This is a genomic window from Bacteroidota bacterium, from assembly GCA_016194975.1.
Classification (GTDB): Bacteria; Bacteroidota; Bacteroidia; order Palsa-965; family Palsa-965.
Map to the genome: position 1 here is coordinate 36,117 of JACQAM010000024.1, position 21,676 is coordinate 57,792.

Annotated in this window: 15 protein-coding genes; 8 read left to right on the forward strand and 7 right to left on the reverse strand. The window is 44.9% G+C overall.

The window, feature by feature from the left end; all coding sequences use genetic code 11:
- Positions 1-65: 65 nt before the first annotated feature.
- The 4 genes from HY064_16095 to secDF form a co-directional block, all read right to left on the reverse strand.
- A complete protein-coding gene (locus tag HY064_16095) occupies positions 66-2,255 on the reverse strand; it encodes a glutamine synthetase III (protein ID MBI3512181.1) in 2,190 nt (729 codons plus the stop codon).
- A gap of 33 nt (positions 2,256-2,288) precedes the next feature.
- A complete protein-coding gene (locus tag HY064_16100) occupies positions 2,289-2,816 on the reverse strand; it encodes a hypothetical protein (GenBank protein ID MBI3512182.1) in 528 nt (175 codons plus the stop codon).
- Positions 2,817-3,187: 371 nt separating this feature from the next.
- On the reverse strand, positions 3,188-3,565 hold the full coding sequence (locus HY064_16105) for a twin-arginine translocase TatA/TatE family subunit (protein ID MBI3512183.1): 378 nt from the start codon (positions 3,563-3,565) through the stop codon (positions 3,188-3,190).
- Positions 3,566-3,654: 89 nt separating this feature from the next.
- On the reverse strand, positions 3,655-6,753 hold the full coding sequence (gene secDF, locus HY064_16110; protein ID MBI3512184.1) for a protein translocase subunit SecDF: 3,099 nt from the start codon (positions 6,751-6,753) through the stop codon (positions 3,655-3,657).
- Positions 6,754-6,911: 158 nt separating this feature from the next.
- Between secDF and HY064_16115 the strand changes: the two genes are divergently transcribed.
- The 3 genes from HY064_16115 to HY064_16125 are packed head-to-tail and all read left to right on the forward strand — an operon-like array spanning position 6,912 to position 13,591.
- Positions 6,912-9,164, forward strand: coding sequence for a T9SS type A sorting domain-containing protein (locus HY064_16115; protein ID MBI3512185.1), 2,253 nt, complete (start codon positions 6,912-6,914; stop codon positions 9,162-9,164).
- A 6-nt stretch (positions 9,165-9,170) separates the two neighbouring features.
- Positions 9,171-11,375, forward strand: coding sequence for a T9SS type A sorting domain-containing protein (locus tag HY064_16120; GenBank protein ID MBI3512186.1), 2,205 nt, complete (start codon positions 9,171-9,173; stop codon positions 11,373-11,375).
- Positions 11,372-13,591 (forward strand): T9SS type A sorting domain-containing protein, encoded by a 2,220-nt coding sequence (locus HY064_16125; GenBank protein ID MBI3512187.1) that lies wholly within the window; start codon positions 11,372-11,374, stop codon positions 13,589-13,591. The genes HY064_16120 and HY064_16125 overlap by 4 nt, the downstream gene beginning before the upstream one ends.
- A 6-nt stretch (positions 13,592-13,597) precedes the next feature.
- Here the strand turns inward: HY064_16125 and HY064_16130 are convergent, their stop codons facing one another.
- Complete coding sequence (locus HY064_16130; GenBank protein ID MBI3512188.1) at positions 13,598-14,359, reverse strand: YdcF family protein; 762 nt, start codon at positions 14,357-14,359, stop codon at positions 13,598-13,600.
- Between the two features lie 154 nt (positions 14,360-14,513).
- Here HY064_16130 and HY064_16135 point away from each other — a divergent pair, with 154 nt between their 5' ends.
- From HY064_16135 to HY064_16155, 5 genes are all read left to right on the forward strand, one after another.
- Positions 14,514-15,530, forward strand: a complete 1,017-nt coding sequence (locus tag HY064_16135; GenBank protein ID MBI3512189.1) for an aminopeptidase — start codon at positions 14,514-14,516, stop codon at positions 15,528-15,530.
- Between the two features lie 191 nt (positions 15,531-15,721).
- Positions 15,722-16,330: a hypothetical protein gene (locus HY064_16140; GenBank protein MBI3512190.1), complete on the forward strand. Its 609-nt coding sequence runs from the start codon at positions 15,722-15,724 to the stop codon at positions 16,328-16,330.
- A gap of 10 nt (positions 16,331-16,340) precedes the next feature.
- Positions 16,341-16,937 carry a hypothetical protein gene (locus tag HY064_16145; protein MBI3512191.1) on the forward strand — a complete coding sequence of 199 codons (597 nt, stop codon included), beginning with the start codon at positions 16,341-16,343 and terminating at the stop codon, positions 16,935-16,937.
- Positions 16,938-17,183: 246 nt separating this feature from the next.
- Complete coding sequence (locus HY064_16150) at positions 17,184-18,407, forward strand: pyridoxal phosphate-dependent aminotransferase (GenBank protein MBI3512192.1); 1,224 nt, start codon at positions 17,184-17,186, stop codon at positions 18,405-18,407.
- A gap of 37 nt (positions 18,408-18,444) precedes the next feature.
- On the forward strand, positions 18,445-19,053 hold the full coding sequence (locus HY064_16155) for a phosphatase PAP2 family protein (GenBank protein ID MBI3512193.1): 609 nt from the start codon (positions 18,445-18,447) through the stop codon (positions 19,051-19,053).
- Positions 19,054-19,267: 214 nt separating this feature from the next.
- On the opposite strand, the gene HY064_16160 is transcribed toward HY064_16155, so the two are convergent.
- Positions 19,268-20,854 carry a T9SS type A sorting domain-containing protein gene (locus HY064_16160; GenBank protein ID MBI3512194.1) on the reverse strand — a complete coding sequence of 529 codons (1,587 nt, stop codon included), beginning with the start codon at positions 20,852-20,854 and terminating at the stop codon, positions 19,268-19,270.
- A gap of 53 nt (positions 20,855-20,907) precedes the next feature.
- Complete coding sequence (locus HY064_16165; GenBank protein ID MBI3512195.1) at positions 20,908-21,468, reverse strand: hypothetical protein; 561 nt, start codon at positions 21,466-21,468, stop codon at positions 20,908-20,910.
- Between the last annotated feature and the right edge of the window lie 208 nt (positions 21,469-21,676).

Below are 21,676 nucleotides of genomic sequence, written 5' to 3' on the forward strand. Positions count from 1 at the left end.
AAATTTTCCCTCACAAAAAAAAGGCCGGCTTCCGCCGACCTCTTTCAAATCTCAAATTTTTGAATCTATTTCGTAAACAACATTTCCCTGTATTTCGGAAGCGGCCACATTTCATCGGCAACTATGGCTTCTAATTTATCTACGTGTTCGCGGATAATTTCGAAACACGGTTTCACTTTATTGCAATACGCATCTGTACGTTTTTTCATGTCGTCGATGTTGTTTGCTTTTCTCCTTTCATCGATCATCGCTTCCACGTTTGTTTTTATTCCGTTCACATGATCGGAAATTGAAGTGATCATTTCCAATTGTGTGGCAGCGGCTTTTTTGAATGCGCCGGCGTCGAGTACACTTTTCAGCCCGGTAACATTGGTGATGAGTGTATTCTGGTATTGCAGCGCAGTCGGAATAATGACGTTCACTGCAAGATCGCCCATGACGCGCGATTCGATCTGGATTTTTTTCACGTACGTTTCGAGATAAATTTCATAGCGTGCGTGCTGCTCGCGTTCGGTGAGCACGTTGTGACGCTCAAACATTTTCATGAATTTTTTATTCGTCCATGCTTCGAGCGCTTCCGGCGTGGTTTTGAAATTACTCAGCCCGCGTTTATTTGCTTCCTTCACCCACTCCTCGCCATAACCGTTTCCTTCGAAGCGGATGCGTTTGCTTGCCACAATATAATCGCGCAGCACCTGGAAGATGGCGACATCTTTTTCTTTTCCTTTTGAGATGAGTGCGTCCACATCTTTTTTGAATTCGGTGAGCTGATCGGCGACGATCGTGCTGAGCACCGTCATGGCGCCCGAACAATTTGCGGAAGAACCGACGGCGCGGAATTCAAATTTATTACCGGTGAATGCGAACGGAGAAGTTCTGTTACGATCGGTATTGTCGAGCAGAATGTCCGGAACTTTTATCACATTTAATTTCAACGCTGTTTTTTCGTCAGGCGACATTTTTCCGCTTTTCACTCTCGCTTCAATTTCATTGAGCGTTGAAGACAATTGCGATCCGAGAAAAACAGACATGATCGCAGGAGGCGCTTCATTCGCACCAAGGCGATGATCATTTCCTGACGAAGCGATGGTTGCGCGCAGCAGATCGGAATTATCATGAAATGCTTTTATCGTATTCACAAAAAAAGTAAGGAACTGCAGATTCGTCTTCGGCGTTTTTCCCGGGCTCAATAAATTTTTTCCGGTATTCGTTGCCATCGACCAGTTGTTATGCTTACCGCTTCCATTTACGCCTGCAAATGGTTTCTCGTGCAGCAACACGCAGAAATCATGGCGGCGCGCAACTTTCTGCATCAGGTCCATGAGCAATTGATTGTGATCGACCGCTAAATTTATTTCTTCGAAGATCGGCGCGCACTCGAATTGATTCGGCGCAACTTCATTGTGACGCGTTTTAATTGGAATACCAAGTTTGTGCGCTTCAATTTCGAGATCGCGCATGAACGCGGTGGCGCGATCCGGAATGGAACCGAAATAATGATCTTCGAGTTGTTGTCCTTTCGCCGGCGCAGCTCCGAATAAAGTTCTTCCTGTTGTTGCGAGATCGGGACGCGCATTGTGCAGCGCTTCGTCCACGAGAAAATATTCCTGCTCCCACCCGAGTGTCGCAATTACTTTCGTGATGTTCTTATCGAAATACTGGCACACATCGACAGCCGATTTATCGAGCGCATGCAATGCTTTCAGCAACGGAGTTTTAAAATCGAGCGTGTCGCCGGTGTAAGAAACAAAAATGGTAGGAATGCAAAGTGTATCGCCGATGATGAATGCAGGTGAAGAAGGATCCCACGCGGTATAACCCCGCGCTTCGAATGTATTTCTTATTCCCCCGCTTGGAAAACTGGAAGCGTCCGGTTCTTGTTGTGCTAATTGTCCACCGCCAAAACGTTCAATTGCTCTTCCACCTTCTATGGGTTCAAAAAATGCATCGTGTTTTTCTGCGGTTGCTCCTGTGAGGGGTTGAAACCAGTGCGTGTAATGCGAAGCGCCTTTTGAAATGGCCCATGATTTCATTCCCGCAGCAATTGCTTCCGCCATTTTCCTGTCTATGCGTTCGCCTTTTTCTATTGCACCTTCTACACTATTGTAAGCTTCTTCGGAAAGATGAAGACGCATGGCATCTTTTCCGAAAACATTTTCACCGAAATAAGCGGCTACACCACCTGCAGGCGTATCTACCCATAAAGGTTTGCGCGACATGGATTGTTCGAGGGCTTTGAAGCGGATTTTGGACATGGAAGTATTATTTTTTAAGTTTCGGGAGCAAATTTATCCAAAAACATGGGGGTGCTTCTTTAAAAAGTGTACTTTTTTTGTAAACAGGTGTGGAAAACAGGGGGGTGAATTAGAATATTTGAGATTTGAAACTTTGAAAACACATCTCAAACCGAGGATCACATATCTGAAACCGAGGATCAGATGTCTCATTCCGAGGATCACATATCTCAAACCGAGGATCACATATCTCATTCCGAGGATCACACATCTGAAACCGAGAGTCACATATCTGAAACCGAGGATCAGATGTCTGAAACCGAGAGTCAGATGTCTGAAGCCGAGAGTCACATATCTCAAACCGACGATCACATATCTCAAACCGAGGATCACATATCTCATTCCGAGGATCACATATCTCATTCCGAGGATCACATATCTCATTCCGAGGATCACACATCTCATTCCGAGGATCACATATCTCATTCCGAGGATCACATATCTCAAACCGAGGATCAGATGTCTCAAACCGAGGATCACATATCGGAAACCGAGGATCACATATCTGAAACCGAGAGTCACACATGTAAAACCGGGCACTTTAGGTGTTAATATTTTTCAGACGCGATTGCCCTGCCGGAGGGATACTTTACAACCCCGTTCGAAAAATTTTCCCCGAAGTTGGGCAAGGTTCAATCATTGTGTTTTCGCCATGCGCTTGCTATCTACTACTTGTCCGTCCACCACGAGTGCATAGGTGTACAACTTTGATAAGACGAAAGCCAAGAGGTTATTGCTAGCAAGCGTTCCATGTTTACACCCGCTTCCTTTTCCTACAAAAGTATTTTCTACTCCGGGCACTTGAAGCACATCAAAACCATTTATGAAATATCCGAAACCGAGAGTGTTGTTGTTGGTGATGCCCTCTGCTTACAAACAGAAAATATAAAAGATCAATCCCTCTTCACCGAATCTCCCGGGGTGAGTTCGTTCGGCTCATCGGGTTTGCGCGTCTCCTCTGTTTTTTCTTCTGCATAATGTTTTTCAATATTTGAAATTCCTTCTGCAATATTTTTTTTGATCGAGTCGGTTGCGCTGGTAATTTCTTTCAATTCATTTTCAATATTCACTTCGCGCTGAATTTCTGCAGAACTTTTTTCGATCTCTCTTTGAATTTCCGCTGTTGCATTTTTCATCTCGCGCATGCCTTTACCGAGCGCGCGCGCCATGTCAGGTAATTTATCGGCACCAAAAAAAATAAGGATAAACATCACGATGAGAAAAACTTCTCCCGATCCGAGATTCAGAAATAAAACAATGAATGCGTTCATCATTACAAATGTAAGAATAGAATCTGCGTGAAAACAGAACAGCCGTTACTCGGTGAAAAGCAACGGCTGTTTTAACAGGATGATGGATTTTATTTCGCAGCATCAGCATCCTTGCGGCGATCGAAATCGACCACGATAGGAGTAGCAATGCACAATGAAGAATAAGTTCCGATGATGACACCGATAAGAAGCGCGAAAGAAAAACCGCGGATGGTTTCTCCACCGAACCAGAATATCGCCGAGAGTACGAAGAAAGTGATCATGGAAGTATTGATGGTTCTTGTCAATGTAGAATTCAAAGCATAGTTGATCGTAGAACGTTTTTCCATATTGCCAAGTGTCTTTCCTTCCTTGGCAAGGAATTCGCGGATCCTGTCGAATACCACAACGGTATCCGTCATTGAATAACCCATCACGGTAAGGATCGCGGCGACGAAATGCTGATCGACTTCCAATGGGAAAGGAAGAATTCCATCGAAGATCGTGTAACAGGAAAGTACTACGAGCACATCATGCACAAGCGCGGCCACGGCGCCGAGTCCGTATTGCCATTTCCGGAATCGCATGAGAATGTAAAGAAACATCAGGATGCACGAGACAATGATCACGACAAAAGATTTTGCAATGACCTCATTCGCGATCGTTGGCCCCACTTTTATAGAACTCAACACTTCGTATTTGGCTCCTCCGTCACCCGAATTAATTCCGGCATCTAATTTTTTACGAACCAGCGTATCTACCGCACCGGTCACTTCATTCGCCATATAGTTCGTCGTAATTTTCAGCTGGTCATTACCACCGGCAGTTTTCACTTCCGGCGCCATTCCAAACTGAACTTTCAGCGCCTCGCGGACCTTTTCACGATCCACATTTTTTGTAAAACGCACCGTGTAAGAACGGCCACCGCTGAAATCCACACCGAGGGTGAATCCATTATGCTTGAACCAGAAAATAACGCCGGTAATAATAATGGCGCTGGAAAACATATAATAGAATTTTCTTCTTCCCACAAAATCGACCTTCGCATTTCGCAAAACATTTTCAGTTGCAGGAACAGAGAAAGGAATTTTCTGCTCTTTCTTCAGCATCCAGTCGAAAATAAGCCGTGTAATAAATATCGCGCAGAAAAGAGAACTGATGATACCAATGATAAGCGTAGTAGCAAATCCCTGTACCGGTCCTGTTCCGAATGAATAAAGAATGATACCGAGAATAAGTGTAGTGAGGTTCGAGTCAAGAATGGAAGACATCGCATGCTTGTAACCATCGGCCAGCGCATTGTTCAGTGATTTTCCTTCGCGCAATTCCTCGCGCACACGCTCGAATATGAGCACGTTCGCATCCACCGAAAGTGCGATCGTGAGTACGATACCTGCAATACCGGGAAGTGTGAGCACTGCGCCGAGTGAACTGAGAATTCCCATAATGAAAAACACGTTCACGAAAAGTGCGATGTCGGCAACCCAGCCCGCTTTGTTGTAATAGAATCCCATGTAGATGAGAACGACAACGAGCGCTACGAGGAAGGAGATCATTCCTGCACGGATCGCTTCTTCACCAAGCGTTGCGCCCACCACTGTTTTTTCCACGATGATCGCAGGAGCAGGAAGTTTTCCGGTATTCAAAACATTCACTAAATCATCCGCTTCTTTGTTCGTGAAATTTCCGGTGATCTGCGAAGTTCCATTCGGAATTTCACCTTGTACTGTTGGATACGTGTAAACATAATTATCAAGAACAATGGCAACACTTCTGCCCACATTCGCTTTGGTGAGTCGTGCCCAGGAATGTGTTCCCTCTGCATTCATCGTCATGGAAATTTCCGGTGAGCCGGAACCATTCATGCGATCGAATTGTTTGCGCGCATCGGTAACCACATCGCCCATGAGTGATGCGCGTCCTTCAGGCCCTGCTTTAAGTGCAATGAGATAAAGGAATGGTTGGCCTGTTGTGAGATATTCCGGTTTTACACTCCACGCAAAACGCATATCGTGCGGGAACATGGGCGCAATTTCGGGTCGCCGCAGGTAACCCGCAATGACGGAAGTATCTTTAACGAGCACACCGAAAAGCATCGGGCCTTTCCCTTGTTGATTGCTTAGAACAATATGATCGCTGATCGGGGTTGCTTCGTTTTTTCCTGCTGCTTTATTGGCTGCCTGTGTAAGTGAATCGAGCGCTTTCTTCGTACTGTCAACACGTTTTACTTCTGTGATCCAGTTTTTATTCGCAATAGAATCGGCGTGCAGGGAATCTTTTTTTGTTTTTGCATCCTTGTAAACTGCAATCTTCTTTGTTGAATCGGGGAACAGTGTATCTTTTTTATAACCGAGAAGGACGCTGAGTTTATCATTCGCCTCTTTCAGTTTCGGAGCCACTTCACTGTATTCATAAGTTTCCCAGAATTCAAGATTAGCCGCGGTCTTCAGAAGATGATCTACTCGCTCTTCATCTTTTACACCCGGAAGCTCCACGAGAATTCTGTTTGTTCCTTTCAGGTGCTGCACATTGGCTTGGGCTACTCCGAATTTATTGATACGCGTTTCAATGACAAGTTTTGCGCGATCTACAGCTGCTTCATTTTCTTTCCTGATGGCAGCGAGTACCTGCTCATCCGTAGAATTGAAAGTGATATCATATTGTTTAAGCTGTGCTGCGAAAAGACTGGAGAGGCGCGCCTGCGGGTTCTGCGCGCGATAAGCTTTAGCAAAAAGCGAAATGAAATCTTCATTCGATTTCAGCTGTGCGTCTTTTGCTTTCAGAATAGCTTGCGTAAAATCGGGCGAGTTGGAATAATTCGCGAGTGCACGAATAATATCAGGCGTCGAAACTTCGATCGTCACGTTCATTCCGCCTTTGAGGTCAAGACCAAGATTCAACTCTTTGTCTTTGCAACTCTCATACGTGTAAAGTCCGAGGTAGATCTTTTTTCCTGCAATAGAATCGTCGAGGAAAAAATGTTCGCGTGCGGTGATCACCGAATCGATGATCTCTCTCAGTTTGATGGAATCGCCGTTAGCTCTTGCTTTCGCCCAATCGGAAATTTTAGGATTCTGAGAATAATTTACTGCGTATAGATGCGCCTTTTTTTCCCAGTTACGTGTTACGAAAGAAAACGAGAGGTAGAACAGGCAGCTTGCCGCCATAAGAATGGCGAAAATCCGGATAGCTCCTTTGATGTTTTGCATAGTGAATTTATAGTTCCGGAAATGGCGACTCAATCAGTCAAAACCAGTTCCAAAATGGAGGGTGCAAATATATAAGAAAAACCTAATTGCCCAACGAAACCTGCCCCACTGCAAAACGCTGTTATTTAAGCTATCTTTACTGCTCTCCCCGACTTATAATGAACATCAGAAAAGTACTCATGAGCAAACTTTTTTTTGCGACGGTCGGCCTTGTTTTTTTATCATTTTTTAATACGCAGGCGCAATCCGTCACCGGTTTCGACCGCATTGATTCCGTTCGTGTTTTCCAGAATGCGCAACAACTGCTTTATCCGTGGGCAGGAGGAATGAATTATGTGATGTTCTCCGAGATTGATCTGAATCTCGATGGTATCAATGATCTTTTTGTTTTTGACCGCACCGGAAATAAGATCACCACGTATTTGAACAACGGAACTCCCAACCAGGTAGATTATGTACTCGCGCCTCAATATGTGAGCCGGTTTCCATTACTCCACGACTGGGCCATTCTGCGCGATTACAATTGCGATGGCAAAGCCGATATTTTCACTTATTCTATAGCAGGATTTTCCATCTGGAAAAATACGTCAACGGTTGCCGGCGGAGTTTCTTTTCAACTCGTGCAGTATCTCGTGAATACAGATCGTTCTCCGAACAGTTCGCATTTCATCGGAAATTTATTCGTGAGCCAGATCGATATTCCTGCTATCCGCGATATGGACGGTGACGGAGACCTGGATGTTCTCACTTATGAAAACGGCGGAGGAAGAATTGAATATCATAAGAACATGGGAATGGAATTGTACGGCACCTGCGATTCTGTTCATTACATCGTTTCTTCCAATTGCTGGGGCGAATTAACAGAGAATGCACTCAACGCACAGATCACACTGGGCACTACTTGTCCTCCTCCGCCTGATGTGGATCACGCTGATGCCTATTCCACTTTTCACATGAATCTTCATTCCGGTTCCTGCATCGAATGCATCAACACGAATAATGATAATGACCAGGATGTAATCATCGGCGATATTTCAAGTTCTGCAATGGCGTACGTGCGCAATGGCGGAACCACTGCTTATGCTATTGGAGATCTTGTTGACCAGGCGTGGCCGAATTACGACAGCTCTGTGACGATGGATGTTTTCAATTGCGGATTTCATCTCGATGTGAATAACGATGGATTGAAAGATGTGATCATTTGTCCGCAGGCGCAGAATACTTCTGAAGATCACACCAGCGTTCAGTATTACAAAAACACAAACACGAATTCTGATGTGCAGGTGACTTTTGTGCAGGACGCTTTCATGCAGGATAAAATGATCGATCTCGGCGAAGGAAGTTATCCGGTGTTTTATGATTATGATAATGATGGCGATTCTGATCTTGTCATTGGTAATTTCGGTTATTACGACAGCGGGAATCCTTACAAAACAAAAATTGCATTGCTGAAAAATACCGGAACTTCTTCCAATCCTGTTTTTGATTTTACCACAGACGATTTTGCAAATATTTATGCCAATGTTCCAACACTCATCGGAATGGCACCTGCATTCGGCGATCTTGATGGTGACGGCGACAAGGATCTGCTTTGCGGCGACGTCAACGGAAAACTGAATTCATTTGTAAAAATGCCCGGGCCTGCTGATAATTTTGTTACCGGCACAATGAATTATGCGGGAATAGATGTGGGTTCTTATGCAACTCCGCAACTCATAGATGTAGATCGCGACGGGCTGATCGATCTTCTCATTGGAGAACAAAGCGGCAACATCAATTATTATCGCAACACCGGAACTGCGGCTTCACCGGTGTTCACGCTCGTCACTCAAACATTCGGAAATATTATCGTGAACCAAACAGGTTATACTACCGGTTACAGCGCGCCGTGCATGTATGACGATAATGGGCAATATGTTCTTCTCGTTGGATCGGAACGCGGATATGTTTTCCGTTTCGATAACATTGACGGAAATCTCGCCGGAACATTTACAAAAACAGATTCCATGTATGTGAGTTCGCTCGAAGGCGCACGCGTAGTTCCTGCTGTTGCAGATTTGAACGGCGACGGGCTGATGGATGTGGTGATCGGGAATTATTCGGGAGGCGTTTCACTTTTTTATGGCGACAATAATGTTTCCACCGGCCAGTACTACACTTCTCAGGAAAATTTATTTACCATTTATCCCGATCCTGCCAATGAAGAGATCACCATCTCCACCCCATCGGCCATCAACGAAAAACTTTCCTGCGACATCTATGATATTTCCGGAAAGAAAATTCTTTCCACAACGATCAATTCGAATAATGACAGAATTCAGGTCGGTAAATTTGCTCCCGGAATTTATTTCACCAGGATCACCAGTGAAAAAGGCGTTGTTTACAATAATAAATTCGTGATCAGCCGGTAAATCATCATGAGAAATTATTTCATTCTTTTCTTCGCTCTTGCATTTCATTCTCTTTCTGCGCAATCGCATTTCACCAGGCAGGACACTGTTTCCGTTTACATTAATTCTCTTCGCCAACCATTTGCATGGGCAGGAGGAATGAATTCCTGCCAGTATTCCAACATCGATCTCAACCAGGACGGCATCATGGATCTTTTCATTTTCGACCGGCAGGGAAACAAGATCACCACGTACGTCAGCAATGGTACTCCCGATTCTGTCGATTATGTTTTTGCACCGCAATATATTTCTGCTTTCCCGCGTATGCACGACTGGGCGATCCTGCGCGATTATAATTGCGATGGCAAGATGGATATTTTTACTTCCAATCTCAGTAAGATCGAATTGTATAAAAATGTTTCTACAGTTGCCGGCGGACTCGCATTTCAATTGGTAACAACAGGAATAAAAACAGACATCACTCCGAACAGTACCGATTCTATGGCGCCGCTTAACGTGAGCTGGATCGATGTTCCTGCCATCCGAGACATTGATGGCGATGGTGATCTTGATGTGCTGACGTATGGTGTTGGCGGAACGCAAGTGGAATTCCATCACAACATGAGTAAAGAATTGTACGGCGTTTGCGACAGTGTGAATTCCTATACGCTCGAAACTTTATGCTGGGGAGAATTTTACGAAAGCCAGCTCGACGCTACGATCACACTCAACGTTTCCTGTTCCAATCCGCCTGCGCACAATGACGCGTCGCATGATGTGCACCTGCATAACGGAAGTTGTCTCGAATGCATCAACACCGATGGCGACAATGACCAGGATGTGATCATTGGCGATCTTGCGAATCCAAACATCAATTATATCCGCAATGCTGGAACGAACACATTTGCTCATTGCGATTATGTTGATCCGTTGTATCCGTCGTACGACACCACGATGTACCTGAATATTTTCGGATGCGGCTATCATCTCGATGTGGATAATGACGGAAAGAATGATGTGGTGTTTTCCCCGAATGGATTTACCGGCGTGGAGAATTATCACAGTTCGTGGTTGTATCACAACACGGGAAGAAATGATTCTGTACGGCTGCATTTCATTGAGAATAATTTCATACAGGGACACATGATTGATGTGGGCGAAGGAAGCTATCCACGACTTTTTGATTTCGATCACGATGGAGATCTTGATCTTTTCATTGGCAACCGCGGCTATTATGATATCTCCGGATTTTTTCCAACAATGATCTCACTCTATAAAAACACGGGAACGAATGCAGCTCCCGTTTTTGATCTCATCACAAAAGATTTTGCGCACATCACGCAACAGGATACTTTCGCACAGGGAGCCATTCCTACTTTCGGAGATATTGACGGCGATGGTGACCAGGATATGATCGTTGGCGATGTGAATGGTTTTTTAAATCTCTACCGGAAAGATCCGGGCAACGATTCCAATTTTGTTCTTACCACGCAACACATCCAGAACATCGATGTGGGAAGTTATGCCATTCCGCAATTGGTGGATGTGGATCGTGATGGATTGCTCGATCTTCTCGTTGGCGAACAAAGCGGCAATGTGAATTATTACCGCAACACGGGAACCAATGCTGTTCCGTTTTTCACACTCATCACTCCGCTGTTCGGAAATGTAATTGTAACACAAGCAGGATTCACTACCGGTTACAGCGCGCCGTGGCTGTATGACGATAATGGAAATTATATTCTCTTCTGCGGATCGGAGCGCGGATTTCTTTACCGTTTTGATAATGTAGATGGAAATCTCGCAGGAAATTTCACACTCACCGATTCGCTCTACGTGAGTTCGTATGAAGGAGGAAGAATTGTTCCCTGCGTTGCCGACCTGAATAACGATAGTTTGTTTGATGTGGTCATCGGGAATTATGCAGGAGGAGTCTCTCTTTTTTATGGCGATAATAATGTCGGGATCGCAGAGCATCCTCCGCTGAATATTTTCTTTTCTGCCTATCCCAATCCTGCAAATGAAACACTGACCATCGAAACCGCCGATCTTCCTTCGCAGGATGAGTTCATCACGCTTACCGACATTTCGGGAAAGATTGTGTTATCACAAAAAATTCTTTTACAAAAAACGATGCTCGGCATTTCTTCTCTTGCAGACGGAATGTATTTCTGTACAATTTCCAATGCAGCAGGATTCCGTGCCAGCCAGAAATTAATTATCGCGAAGTGAAAAAATATTTTTTCTTACTCAGTTTATTTTTTTTCGCGCGCGCGGATGCACAACTTATTTTTCTTCGCAACGATTCCATTCCTGTTTTCTCGGGCGCAACGCAGCTCCCGTACGCGTGGGCAGGCGGAATGAATTTCTGCCAGTTCTCCGACATCGATCTCAACCAGGATGGTATCAGCGATCTTTTTGTTTTCGATCGCACGGGGAATAAGATCACCACGTACATCAATCACGGAACAGCGAACCAGATAGATTATGAACTCGCTTCGCAATATTCTTACCAGTTTCCATTACTGCACGACTGGGTTTTGCTGCGCGATTATAATTGCGATGGCAAAGAAGATATTTTCACAGCATCAGGCGGCGCGAGTCCGGGAATAAAAGTATATGAGAATATTTCTTCAATGGCGAATGGATTGCAGTTTCAATTGGTTTCATCGCAACTCATGTCCGATTTTTTTCCGAACAGCACACACGCGCATCAGCCCATCTGGGTAACGAACGTGGACATTCCCGCCATTCGCGATGTGGATCACGACGGAGATCTTGATGTACTTACTTATGATGTGAGTGGAGTGCATGTTATTTTTCACCGCAACATGTCGGTAGAATCGGGTTACAATTGCGATTCGCTCATTTTCAAAAACCAGACTTTATGCTGGGGCGATTTTGCCGAGAACACATTGAATGCATCGATCACGATCAATGATTCCTGCTCTGCTCCACCCGTTGCACATCATACTGATAATTCGGTTCTGCATGATATGCATAATGGTTCCTGCCTCGAGTGCATCAACACCGATGGCGATAATGATGAAGACATTCTCATTGGCGATATCACGAATCCGTTCGAAGTTTATGCGCGCAATGGCGGCGATTCTTCTTTTGCAATGATGGATCTCGTCGACAACCAGTTTCCTTCTTACAACACTTCTGAAAACATGAACGTGTGGATCTGCGGATTTCATCTCGATGTGGACAACGACGGAAAAAAAGACATTCTCTTTGCACCGAATGCACCGAACACTTCCCAGAACTTCAACAGCGCCTGGCTTTATAAGAATACAGGAACGAACAATAACGTGACGGTGAATTTTGTACAGAATAATTTCCTGCAGGATAAAATGATCGAGGTCGGTGAAGGATCTTTTCCCCGCTTCTTCGATTATGACAATGACGGCGACCAGGATCTTTTTATCGGCAACTACGGTTATTATTCTTCCTCATCGGCGTATCCTTCTAAGATCGCGCTTTACGAGAACCAGGGAACCGCTTCCAACCCGTCTTTCAAATTCATTACCGACGATTTTGCAGGGTTGTATTCCAATACAACTAACATCTTCTGTCCCGTTCCCACTTTCGGCGATCTCGATGGCGACGGCGACAAAGACATGATCGTGGGCGATGCCGTAGGAAAACTTCATTATTTCAGGAAAGATCCCGGCCCGGCAAATAATTTTGTTCTTGTCCAGAGCAATTACCAGGGAATTGATGTCGGCAATTATGCCACGCCGCAACTCGTGGACGTGGATCGCGACGGATTGCCGGATCTTCTCATTGGTGAACAATCGGGCAACTTCAATTATTACCGCAACACCGGAACTTCTTCAGCACCCGTGTTCACACTCGTCACACAACTTTTCGGAAACCAGATTGTAAATCAAACGGGATATACCACCGGTTACAGTGTTCCTTTCCTGTGGGACAGCGCCGGAACTTACGTGCTGCTCAGCGGATCGGAGCGCGGTTATATTTTCCGTTATGACAACATCGACGGAAATCTTGCCGGCACATTCACATTAACCGATTCACTCTATGTTACTTTCCGCGAAGGATTACGCACTGCGCCATGGATGGCTGATATTACCAATGATTCTTTGCCGGATCTCGTTCTCGGGAATTACGCAGGAGGAGTTTCTCTTTTTCTCGGCAACATCAATACCGGTTGGAATGAAGAAGTGGCGATGGAAAATTCCATTCATCTTTTTCCCAACCCTGCAAATAATTCTTTCACACTGAAAACTATTTTGCCAAATGAAGAATTGCCGGCGAAAATTTCTGTTTACGGAATGGATGGAAAACTTTTACGCACGACGATGATGAATGCGAATGAAGAGAATTTTTATTCCGGCGACCTTGCCAATGGAATTTATGTTGTGGCGATAGAAACGCACTCAGGGAAACCGGTGAGGAAAAAATTAGTCATTGGGCATTAGAGATTTTCAAATATATCCTTCCATTTTATAAGTGATGCACCCGAACCATTCGTGAAAAAGAATATTCCAGTTCCACAGCGTTTCTGCATCCGGAAGAAATAAATAATCGAATTCAAATTTTCCCGGCCCGCTGTAACGATCCGTACTGTATGGCGAAACATTTATTCCCTCTTTCACAAAACACCCGAGTGCGCGGCGCATATGAAAGGCAGAAGTAACGAGCAGATATTTCCCGTTCTTTTTGTATTTCTCCAATATAGGTTTTGTCATTGCGGCGTTCTCGTGCGTATTCTTCGCGTGTATCTCAAAGATGAGAACTGAATCGGGAACACCGAGTTCCTGTAAATAATTCCGGATGTAATTTCCTTCCAGGTGTTCGGGATGCAGAATACTTCCGGAACCGCCGGTGAAAATAATTTTCGGTGCAACACCTTTTTTCCATAGCGCAAGCGCCTGCAGCAGGCGGTCGTTCCCGCGCGCAAACTGCACACGATCCAACTGATCATCGAACGAAACCATTCCACCAAGCACAATAATTCCATCGTAAGAATTAGCCGCCGGTTCCTTCACTGCATTCACTTCCCATACGTGCATCGTGCGATCAAAAAGAAAACGATTACTGAAAACAAGAATCACCACTACGGCCGCGATCCGCAGTTTCTTCTTACGCATTTCACTCTTCGTCCTCCATGTCCAGATGAGCAGGATGAAGAACCACGTAAGCGGCATTAATAAGAAAGAAAAGATTTTACTTAAGAAGAAAAACATGTGCTAATATACGGTTGGCCGTTGTACCGTTGGTCGCAGGTGGTCTTTTTGTTCAATATCAAACCGAGACCACCTGCGACCAACGACAAAGACGACCTACTTTTACAATATGAATCCCGGGTTGAAGAGAAAACTTCGTTACACAAGAGCAATCTTGTCCGATCTCATTTTCCTTCCGTTATTCACCTTCTGCATTTTAAATTCATCACTCGTCGTTTATGGTTTGCGTATGGCGCAGGGACAACTTTCTCTCGTCTGGAATTCGCGCGAAGTGAAAGATGTACTCGCCGATAAAACAGTTCCTGATTCTGTAAAACAAAAACTGAAACTCATCGGAGAGATCAGACAATTTGCATTCGACAGCATCGGGCTCAACAGGAATAATAATTATACAACCTATTACGATCAACACGGACAGCGATTGATTTACGTGGTAACGGCCTGCGAACCTTTTGCGCTGAAACCTCATCTCTGGCATTTTCCTTTTCTCGGCAATGTTCCGTACAAAGGTTTTTTCAATAAGGAAAAAGCAAAAGAAGAAGAATCCTCTCTGAAAAAAGAAGGATACGATACGGACATCGGCGGCGCATCGGGCTGGAGTACGCTCGGGTATTTCAAGGATCCCATTCTCTCGCAGATGTTGCAATACGATGAAGGAGATCTTGCCGAACTCATCATTCACGAACTCACACACGGAACCGTATTTGTAAAAAACGATGTTGACTTCAATGAGAATCTCGCCAGCTTCGTCGGTTACAAAGGTGCGCTTTGGTTTCTCGAAAGCAAATACGGAAAAGATTCGAAACAGTACCGCGATTATGTGAACGGAAGAAATGATGAAGAAGTGCTGAATAAATTCATGCTCACATCCGCACACGCGCTCGACAGTGTGTACAAAAATTTTTCGCCGGGCTGCGACAGGAATTTTAAATTGATTGCGAAGAAAAAAATGTTCGACACCATCGTTTCACATTCGAAAAAACTTTCCCTTGCCGCCGATACGCTTTTTCCCGCACGGCTTGAAAAAAAATTAGTCCGCTCCGGCAATTCTTTGTTCATGCATTATGTTCGTTACGAAGCGAAACAAAATGATTTTGAAAGTGAGTATTCAAAATTCAGCGGGCTGAAAGCGTATGTGGAATTTCTGAAAAAGAAATATCCGTCGGTGTAGCCGTATTCTTTTTCATTCCGCCATATATCGGGAATCCAATTCTGTCGCAATTCTGTACACGTTTCCTTTGTGAAATATTTTTAGCCGGCATGGCAGAATTATTGCTGCAATATTATCAGCCGGGATAAAAACGCCTTTACCTCTCTCTTCTTCCCGCCTACTGAAACTTAATTTTTACCAATGAACTTTTCATGAGAAAAATTATACTCCTCCTTTTCATTCCCGGATTTTCTGCATTTGCACAGAGCAACGGCCGCGACACACTCTCCACAAAAAACTGTTCCGTGGATCTGGATATGGGCCTGGAATTTATGCGCATCGAAAATCCCGGCATATCGCGCAATTTATTATTCAACGATTCACTGCACAGACAAACCTTTATGGGTTATTGCGGTGGACTGGAAATCTATCGCCGCGTTGCTTACGTAAACCCGCAATGGTCGGTTGGATTTTTTGTCAAACCTTTTTTCGGAACCAATATGCACCGCCATTCTTTCATGGATAGCTGGCTCGGTCTTCAACTCCCGATCGGCATTGCCACAGAGTTCGGAAAAACGGACGGACATTCGCCGGGAATAATGTTCGGCGCTGCAGTCGATCTGAATGTTTTTGATTTCGCCGATTACCACGTCCCGGTATTTTACAAACCACTGCCCTATTTTTTTGTGCAGGTTCACGAGGGACAGTTCGGAATTCGTTTTTCCGGAAGCCCTGCCCAAATTTATTCCAACACGAACGGAACAACCACAAAAACAAGTTACAATTTCGAAATTGCCCTCGTTGCCACTTCCCGTTTCTGAAAATAATTTCATGAAGAAAATTTTTTTTCTGTCCTTATTCTTTCCTGCAATTTTTACTCAGGCGCAGGAAACCAGAACGAGAACGTTTCTCGATTTCGATCTCGGTCTTGAATTCATAAGGATGGAAAATTCAGGATTTCCTGTCCATCCGCTTGCACTCAACAACGGCCGGCTCTTCGGCGGCTGGTGCACCAGCATCGGGTTATATCAACGCATTGAATATTTCGATCCGCAATGGTCGATCGGTTTTTTTGCAAAACCACTTTTCGGAACAAATATGTTTTTCGAACATTTCGACGACGAGGGCTATGCAACTTTACAATTTCCATTCGGCATCGCAACTGAATTCGGAAACACAGATGAACATTCGCCGGGGCTGATGCTCGGTGCAGCAATGAGTTTTAATATCTACGACTTTCATGATTACAATATTCCTCAATTCTATAAATGGATGCCTTACTTTTTTATCCAGGCACACGAGGGCGCATACGGCATTCGTTTCTCGGCCGGCCCGCCTCAAAACATTTCAAATAAAGACGGAACCGTTACCAATACAAGTTTTGATTTCGAACTCACACTGATCGTAACCGCTCCTGCCAAAAAATAGAATTCAATAAAATATTTTTTTATTTTTTTTAGGAACGGCAGCTCCGGTGCTTTTAATTCTCTTTCCTCCCGCTGGTGCGCATTACACGCCTGGCCTTGCCCTCGACTCGCGCTCGGACGGACAGGCAGGCGGGGTAAAGGCGCACCATCGGGGTTAGGAAATTCCCTTCATCACTTTAAATTACCAATGAAAATCAGTTAGAATCTGATGCTTAATTCCGACCTTTGGCAAATAAATTCATCACTCATGCCTAAACTTTCCTCGAAGGCAAATCACATGCCTGCATCACCGATCAGAAAATTGGTTCCTTTCGCAGAGAAAGCGAAAAAAGATGGAAGAAAAATTTTTCATCTCAACATCGGCCAGCCCGATATTGAAACACCGGAAGTGATGTTGAACGCCATAAAAAATTCCAACATCCGCGTCATCGAATACACACACTCGGCAGGCAACGAAAGTTATCGAACAAAACTTGCAGCGTATTACCGGAAATTCAATATGCCGGTCAACACAGAAGACATCATCATCACCACCGGCGGATCAGAAGCTATCGAGATCGCGATGATGACCTGCTTCAATGCCGGCGATGAACTTATTATTCCCGAACCCTTCTACGCCAACTACAATGGATTTTCCTGCGCGGCAGATCTCGTTGTGAAACCCGTGCGCTCTCATATAGAAAACGGGTTTGCTCTTCCTCCTATAGAGGAATTTGAAAAACTCATCGCGCCGAAAACCCGTGGCATCATGATCTGCAATCCCGGGAATCCTACCGGATATCTCTATACGCAGGAAGAACTGAACGCACTTAAAGAGGTTGTATTAAAACACGACCTCTTCCTCCTGAGCGACGAAGTGTATCGTGAATTCTGCTACGACGGAAAAAAATATTTTTCGGTGATGCATCTCACCGGCATCGAAAACAATACCGTGCTGCTCGATTCCATTTCCAAAAGATATTCGGCCTGCGGCGCGCGCATTGGCGCCATGATCTCGAAAAATAAAGAAGTGATGAGCGCCGCCCTGAAATTTGCACAGGCAAGATTGAGTCCGCCTACATTCGGACAAGTGGGAGCAGAAGCAGCACTCGATACACCGCAATCATATTTTGACGATGTGCTTAAAGAATATACCGCACGCAGAAATTTTGTGATCGAAGCATTGAATAAAATGGAAGGCGTTTTTTGCCCGAAACCCAGCGGCGCATTTTATTGCATCGCACGATTACCAATTGACAACGCCGATAAATTCTGTCAATGGTTACTCGAAAGTTTCAATTACAATGGAAAAACAGTAATGCTGGCGCCCGCAACAGGATTTTATTCCACACCGGGCGCAGGAGCCGATGAAGTTCGCATTGCCTATGTTCTGAAAACAGATGATCTGAAAAATGCAATGGAATGCCTGGATGCAGCGCTTAAAGTATATCCGGGAAGATTTGTCAAAAAGAAACATGCGATCACGCAGTGAAAAAAGCGTTGGATAGCGGCCGAACCATTTACTTCTCATGAAAAAACTACTGCTGTGCATTCTCCTTTGTGTTGCAGGATTCTGTCCTGCACAGAACGCCGACATTCATTGGCTGCGCTGCATTAATCAACCGGTGAATGTTCCACTCGACAACGCGATGAAGTTCACTTCGAACAGTGTAACGCCAATGATCATTGCAGTTCCTGTTGGCATTTTTACTTATGATCTCCTGGCGAAAAAAGATATTTCTGAAAAAAGAAAACCGCTTGTGATCGCCGCATCTCTCGGCGCTGATGCGATCATCACTTTCGGATTGAAATATTCTGTGAATCGCCCGCGGCCATTCGTTACTTATCCCGACATCATAAAAAAATCGGATGCCGGATCAAAATCTTTTCCATCGGGACACACTTCTTCTGCATTCGCACTGGCCACTTCGCTCTCGCTGGAATATCCGAAATGGTACGTGATCGTTCCTTCTTATATGTGGGCGTGCACGGTCGGCTACTCGCGCATGCGCCTGGGCGTGCATTACCCGAGTGATGTATTCGCCGGCGCAGTGATAGGCGCGGGATGCGCGTGGGCGGGCTGGTGGCTGAATAAAAAATTGTGGCAACCGAAAAAATACGCTCCTGCGGGATTATAAAAAGGCAACCAAACCGGGAAGTGCAGGAGAAACAAAAATGAGATGCAGTTGCTCACCAGCCCTGATGGCGGCACTTCCCGAACGCATTCGGGATTGGCGCCAGCAGGAGAACAGTTGTATTATAGCACAACAGGTGCGCTCCTGAACCCGGGCAATATGAAAAAAGACCGGCCAATGGCCGACCTTTATAGAATATTATCCGTGACGAATTGTATTACTCCACAACAACCTTCTTTGTCCGCACAGTTCCGTCTGCTGTCATTCGCAGAACATAAGTTCCTGTTGCAAGTCCGTGGAGATTTATTTTTTCATTGCCGAAACCTGCAGCGCCTGAATTATTTTCGGTGAACACCGATCGTCCGTTCACATCGAACAATTCGAATTTCACATCGGCATCTTTGGGAAGGAAGAACTGCACATTCACATTTTCATTAGGGCCCGAAGGAGACGGAAACGGATCATACAGTTGCGGAGTTTTCACCACGTCGCCATAAGCAGTAACAGGAGGAACCGCCATCACTGTAGAATCGATCCAGATATTTTCATCGCCGGCCTGGTAAGGAGTAAATGCATAATACACGATCATCATTTCATCGGTAGTATTTTCTCCGGCGTAAACTTCCTGCGGTGTCGGGTTGTTCGGATTGTCGGGATTATTCGTGGTGTTATCATACGTTGCGCTCGCGTACAATTTTGTTCCCATAGGAAGATGCACGAGCTGGCGGAAATTGTAAAATCCCTGCCAGTGAAAACTCCAATCGTTGATTCGCACCAGCGGAACAGTATCATTCGAAGGAGTGACCGCATAATTCGTGATCACTTTTCCGAGCAGGTGCATGTGCGGCGCACAACTGATGAAAGTTCCATTGAAATTCGTGGTGAACTGTGCATGAAAAGTTTTTATACTGTCGGCAGGAATGTCGAGCGGCCCATCTGTCATTGTTGACCAATAATTGATGAGTGGAGAAAGAGTGACATTGCGCACGGCGCCGGTTGAAAAAACAAAACGCACCTGCGTACTATCGACCAGGTTATTAGTTCCTGCAGGATAATGCACCTGCATGATGATGTAACTATTCGGATTCAATTTTATTCCCATGTTGGTTGGAAGTGTGTAAACGCCCTGCCCAGGAACCCATCCTCCAATGAGTGTTGCAGTAGGAGAACCTACATCACCGAACCAGGTGTAGCCCGGGCCGGGATCATTATTGTCGAGTGTAACACAAGTAGAAGCCTGGTCCTGGTAAATGAGAACGTGGTGAACAATATTCCTGTTGCCGGGAAGGACTTCGATGCTCGTAATATATTCTGTGGTTGATATTCCGGAAGGCATTACAAAACAACGATAGAGATCGCCGCCGGTCATTGTGTTCACGGTATAATTTGGCATTTGTGAAGTGAGATCCGGATTTGTAATTAAGGCTGCGCCCGAATAAGTAGGAGGCGTAGGAGCATTCGCAAGATTTCCGCTTTGCATTCCATTGTTCACCCAATCGACAACGGTTTGAATTTGCGCCTGGGAAAGTTTTCGTTCACCACAGAAGCGATTGTAAGTAGTATCGGGAGGCCACGGTGGCATTTTCCCAGTGGAAACTTGGCTCACCATATTGGTGCTGTTGTTCACCGCATCTGAAAAAGTGATAAGCGGGAACGGAGCAATTCCATTGGGATTATGACACTTGGTGCAGTTCGCATAGAAGATAGGAGCTACATCAGTTGCCCAGTAAGGACCGGCTTGTGCATGAGCGAAGCGCGGCGATAAAAAGACAAGAATAAAAATGGTGGGGAATAGTTTTTTCATGGGAAATTTTTAGAAGTAGCTAAGATAGGAAATATGAGCTATCATTCAAAAATTCAATGCGGTTGCTTTTCAAATGCAAAACAATTTTTCACCGGCTTCCACATTCCTTTTTCCCAATGATAAAGTGTGGCGCCGCCATTCCCGCAATTTCCCCCGCACTGGAATCCAACATAAACTACAGCATACGTTCCGTCTTTCGAAAAAACAGGTTCACTCATTTCAAAATATCCTGTCTTGTGAGTGGAGAAATAATTATTCCACGCTTTCGCCAGTTTTTTCGGGCTCAAAGCAGCAGCGGGAGTTACAGCAGAAGAAACAATGACGGCATTCTTTACCGAGTCGGCCGACCAGCAATGAGCAGAATAATGCTGGAGTTGTGCGCGCATATAATCGATATCACTTTTTGAAAGCCCGGCCTGGTCCGATAATCCTGCGAGAAGAAGAGAATCCGATTCAGCATCATAATACAAATGAGCAAGAACAGAATCGCGGAGCAAAAAAGTAGAATCGCCTGAATTGGAATTTTTCAGCGCGGCCTGCAGAAGCGATTTACGATCCTGTGAAAAAAGAGAAACTGCTGCGAAGCAGAAAACAAGAAGAATAAATTTTTTCATCGGGTGGAAATTTGAACCGAAGGTAAGAAAGATGAGTTACTCCCTGAGTGCTGCAAATGGTCAATCAATAAGAGGCTGTTTAAAATTCATTTTTTGGAATTGTTATGATGCCATTTTTGTTCAGCCGAGACGCATTTTGCAGGCCATAGTGGAGCGACTACGGCCAAGAAATGCAACGAAGGATGGACAAAAATGGCGCATAACAAAA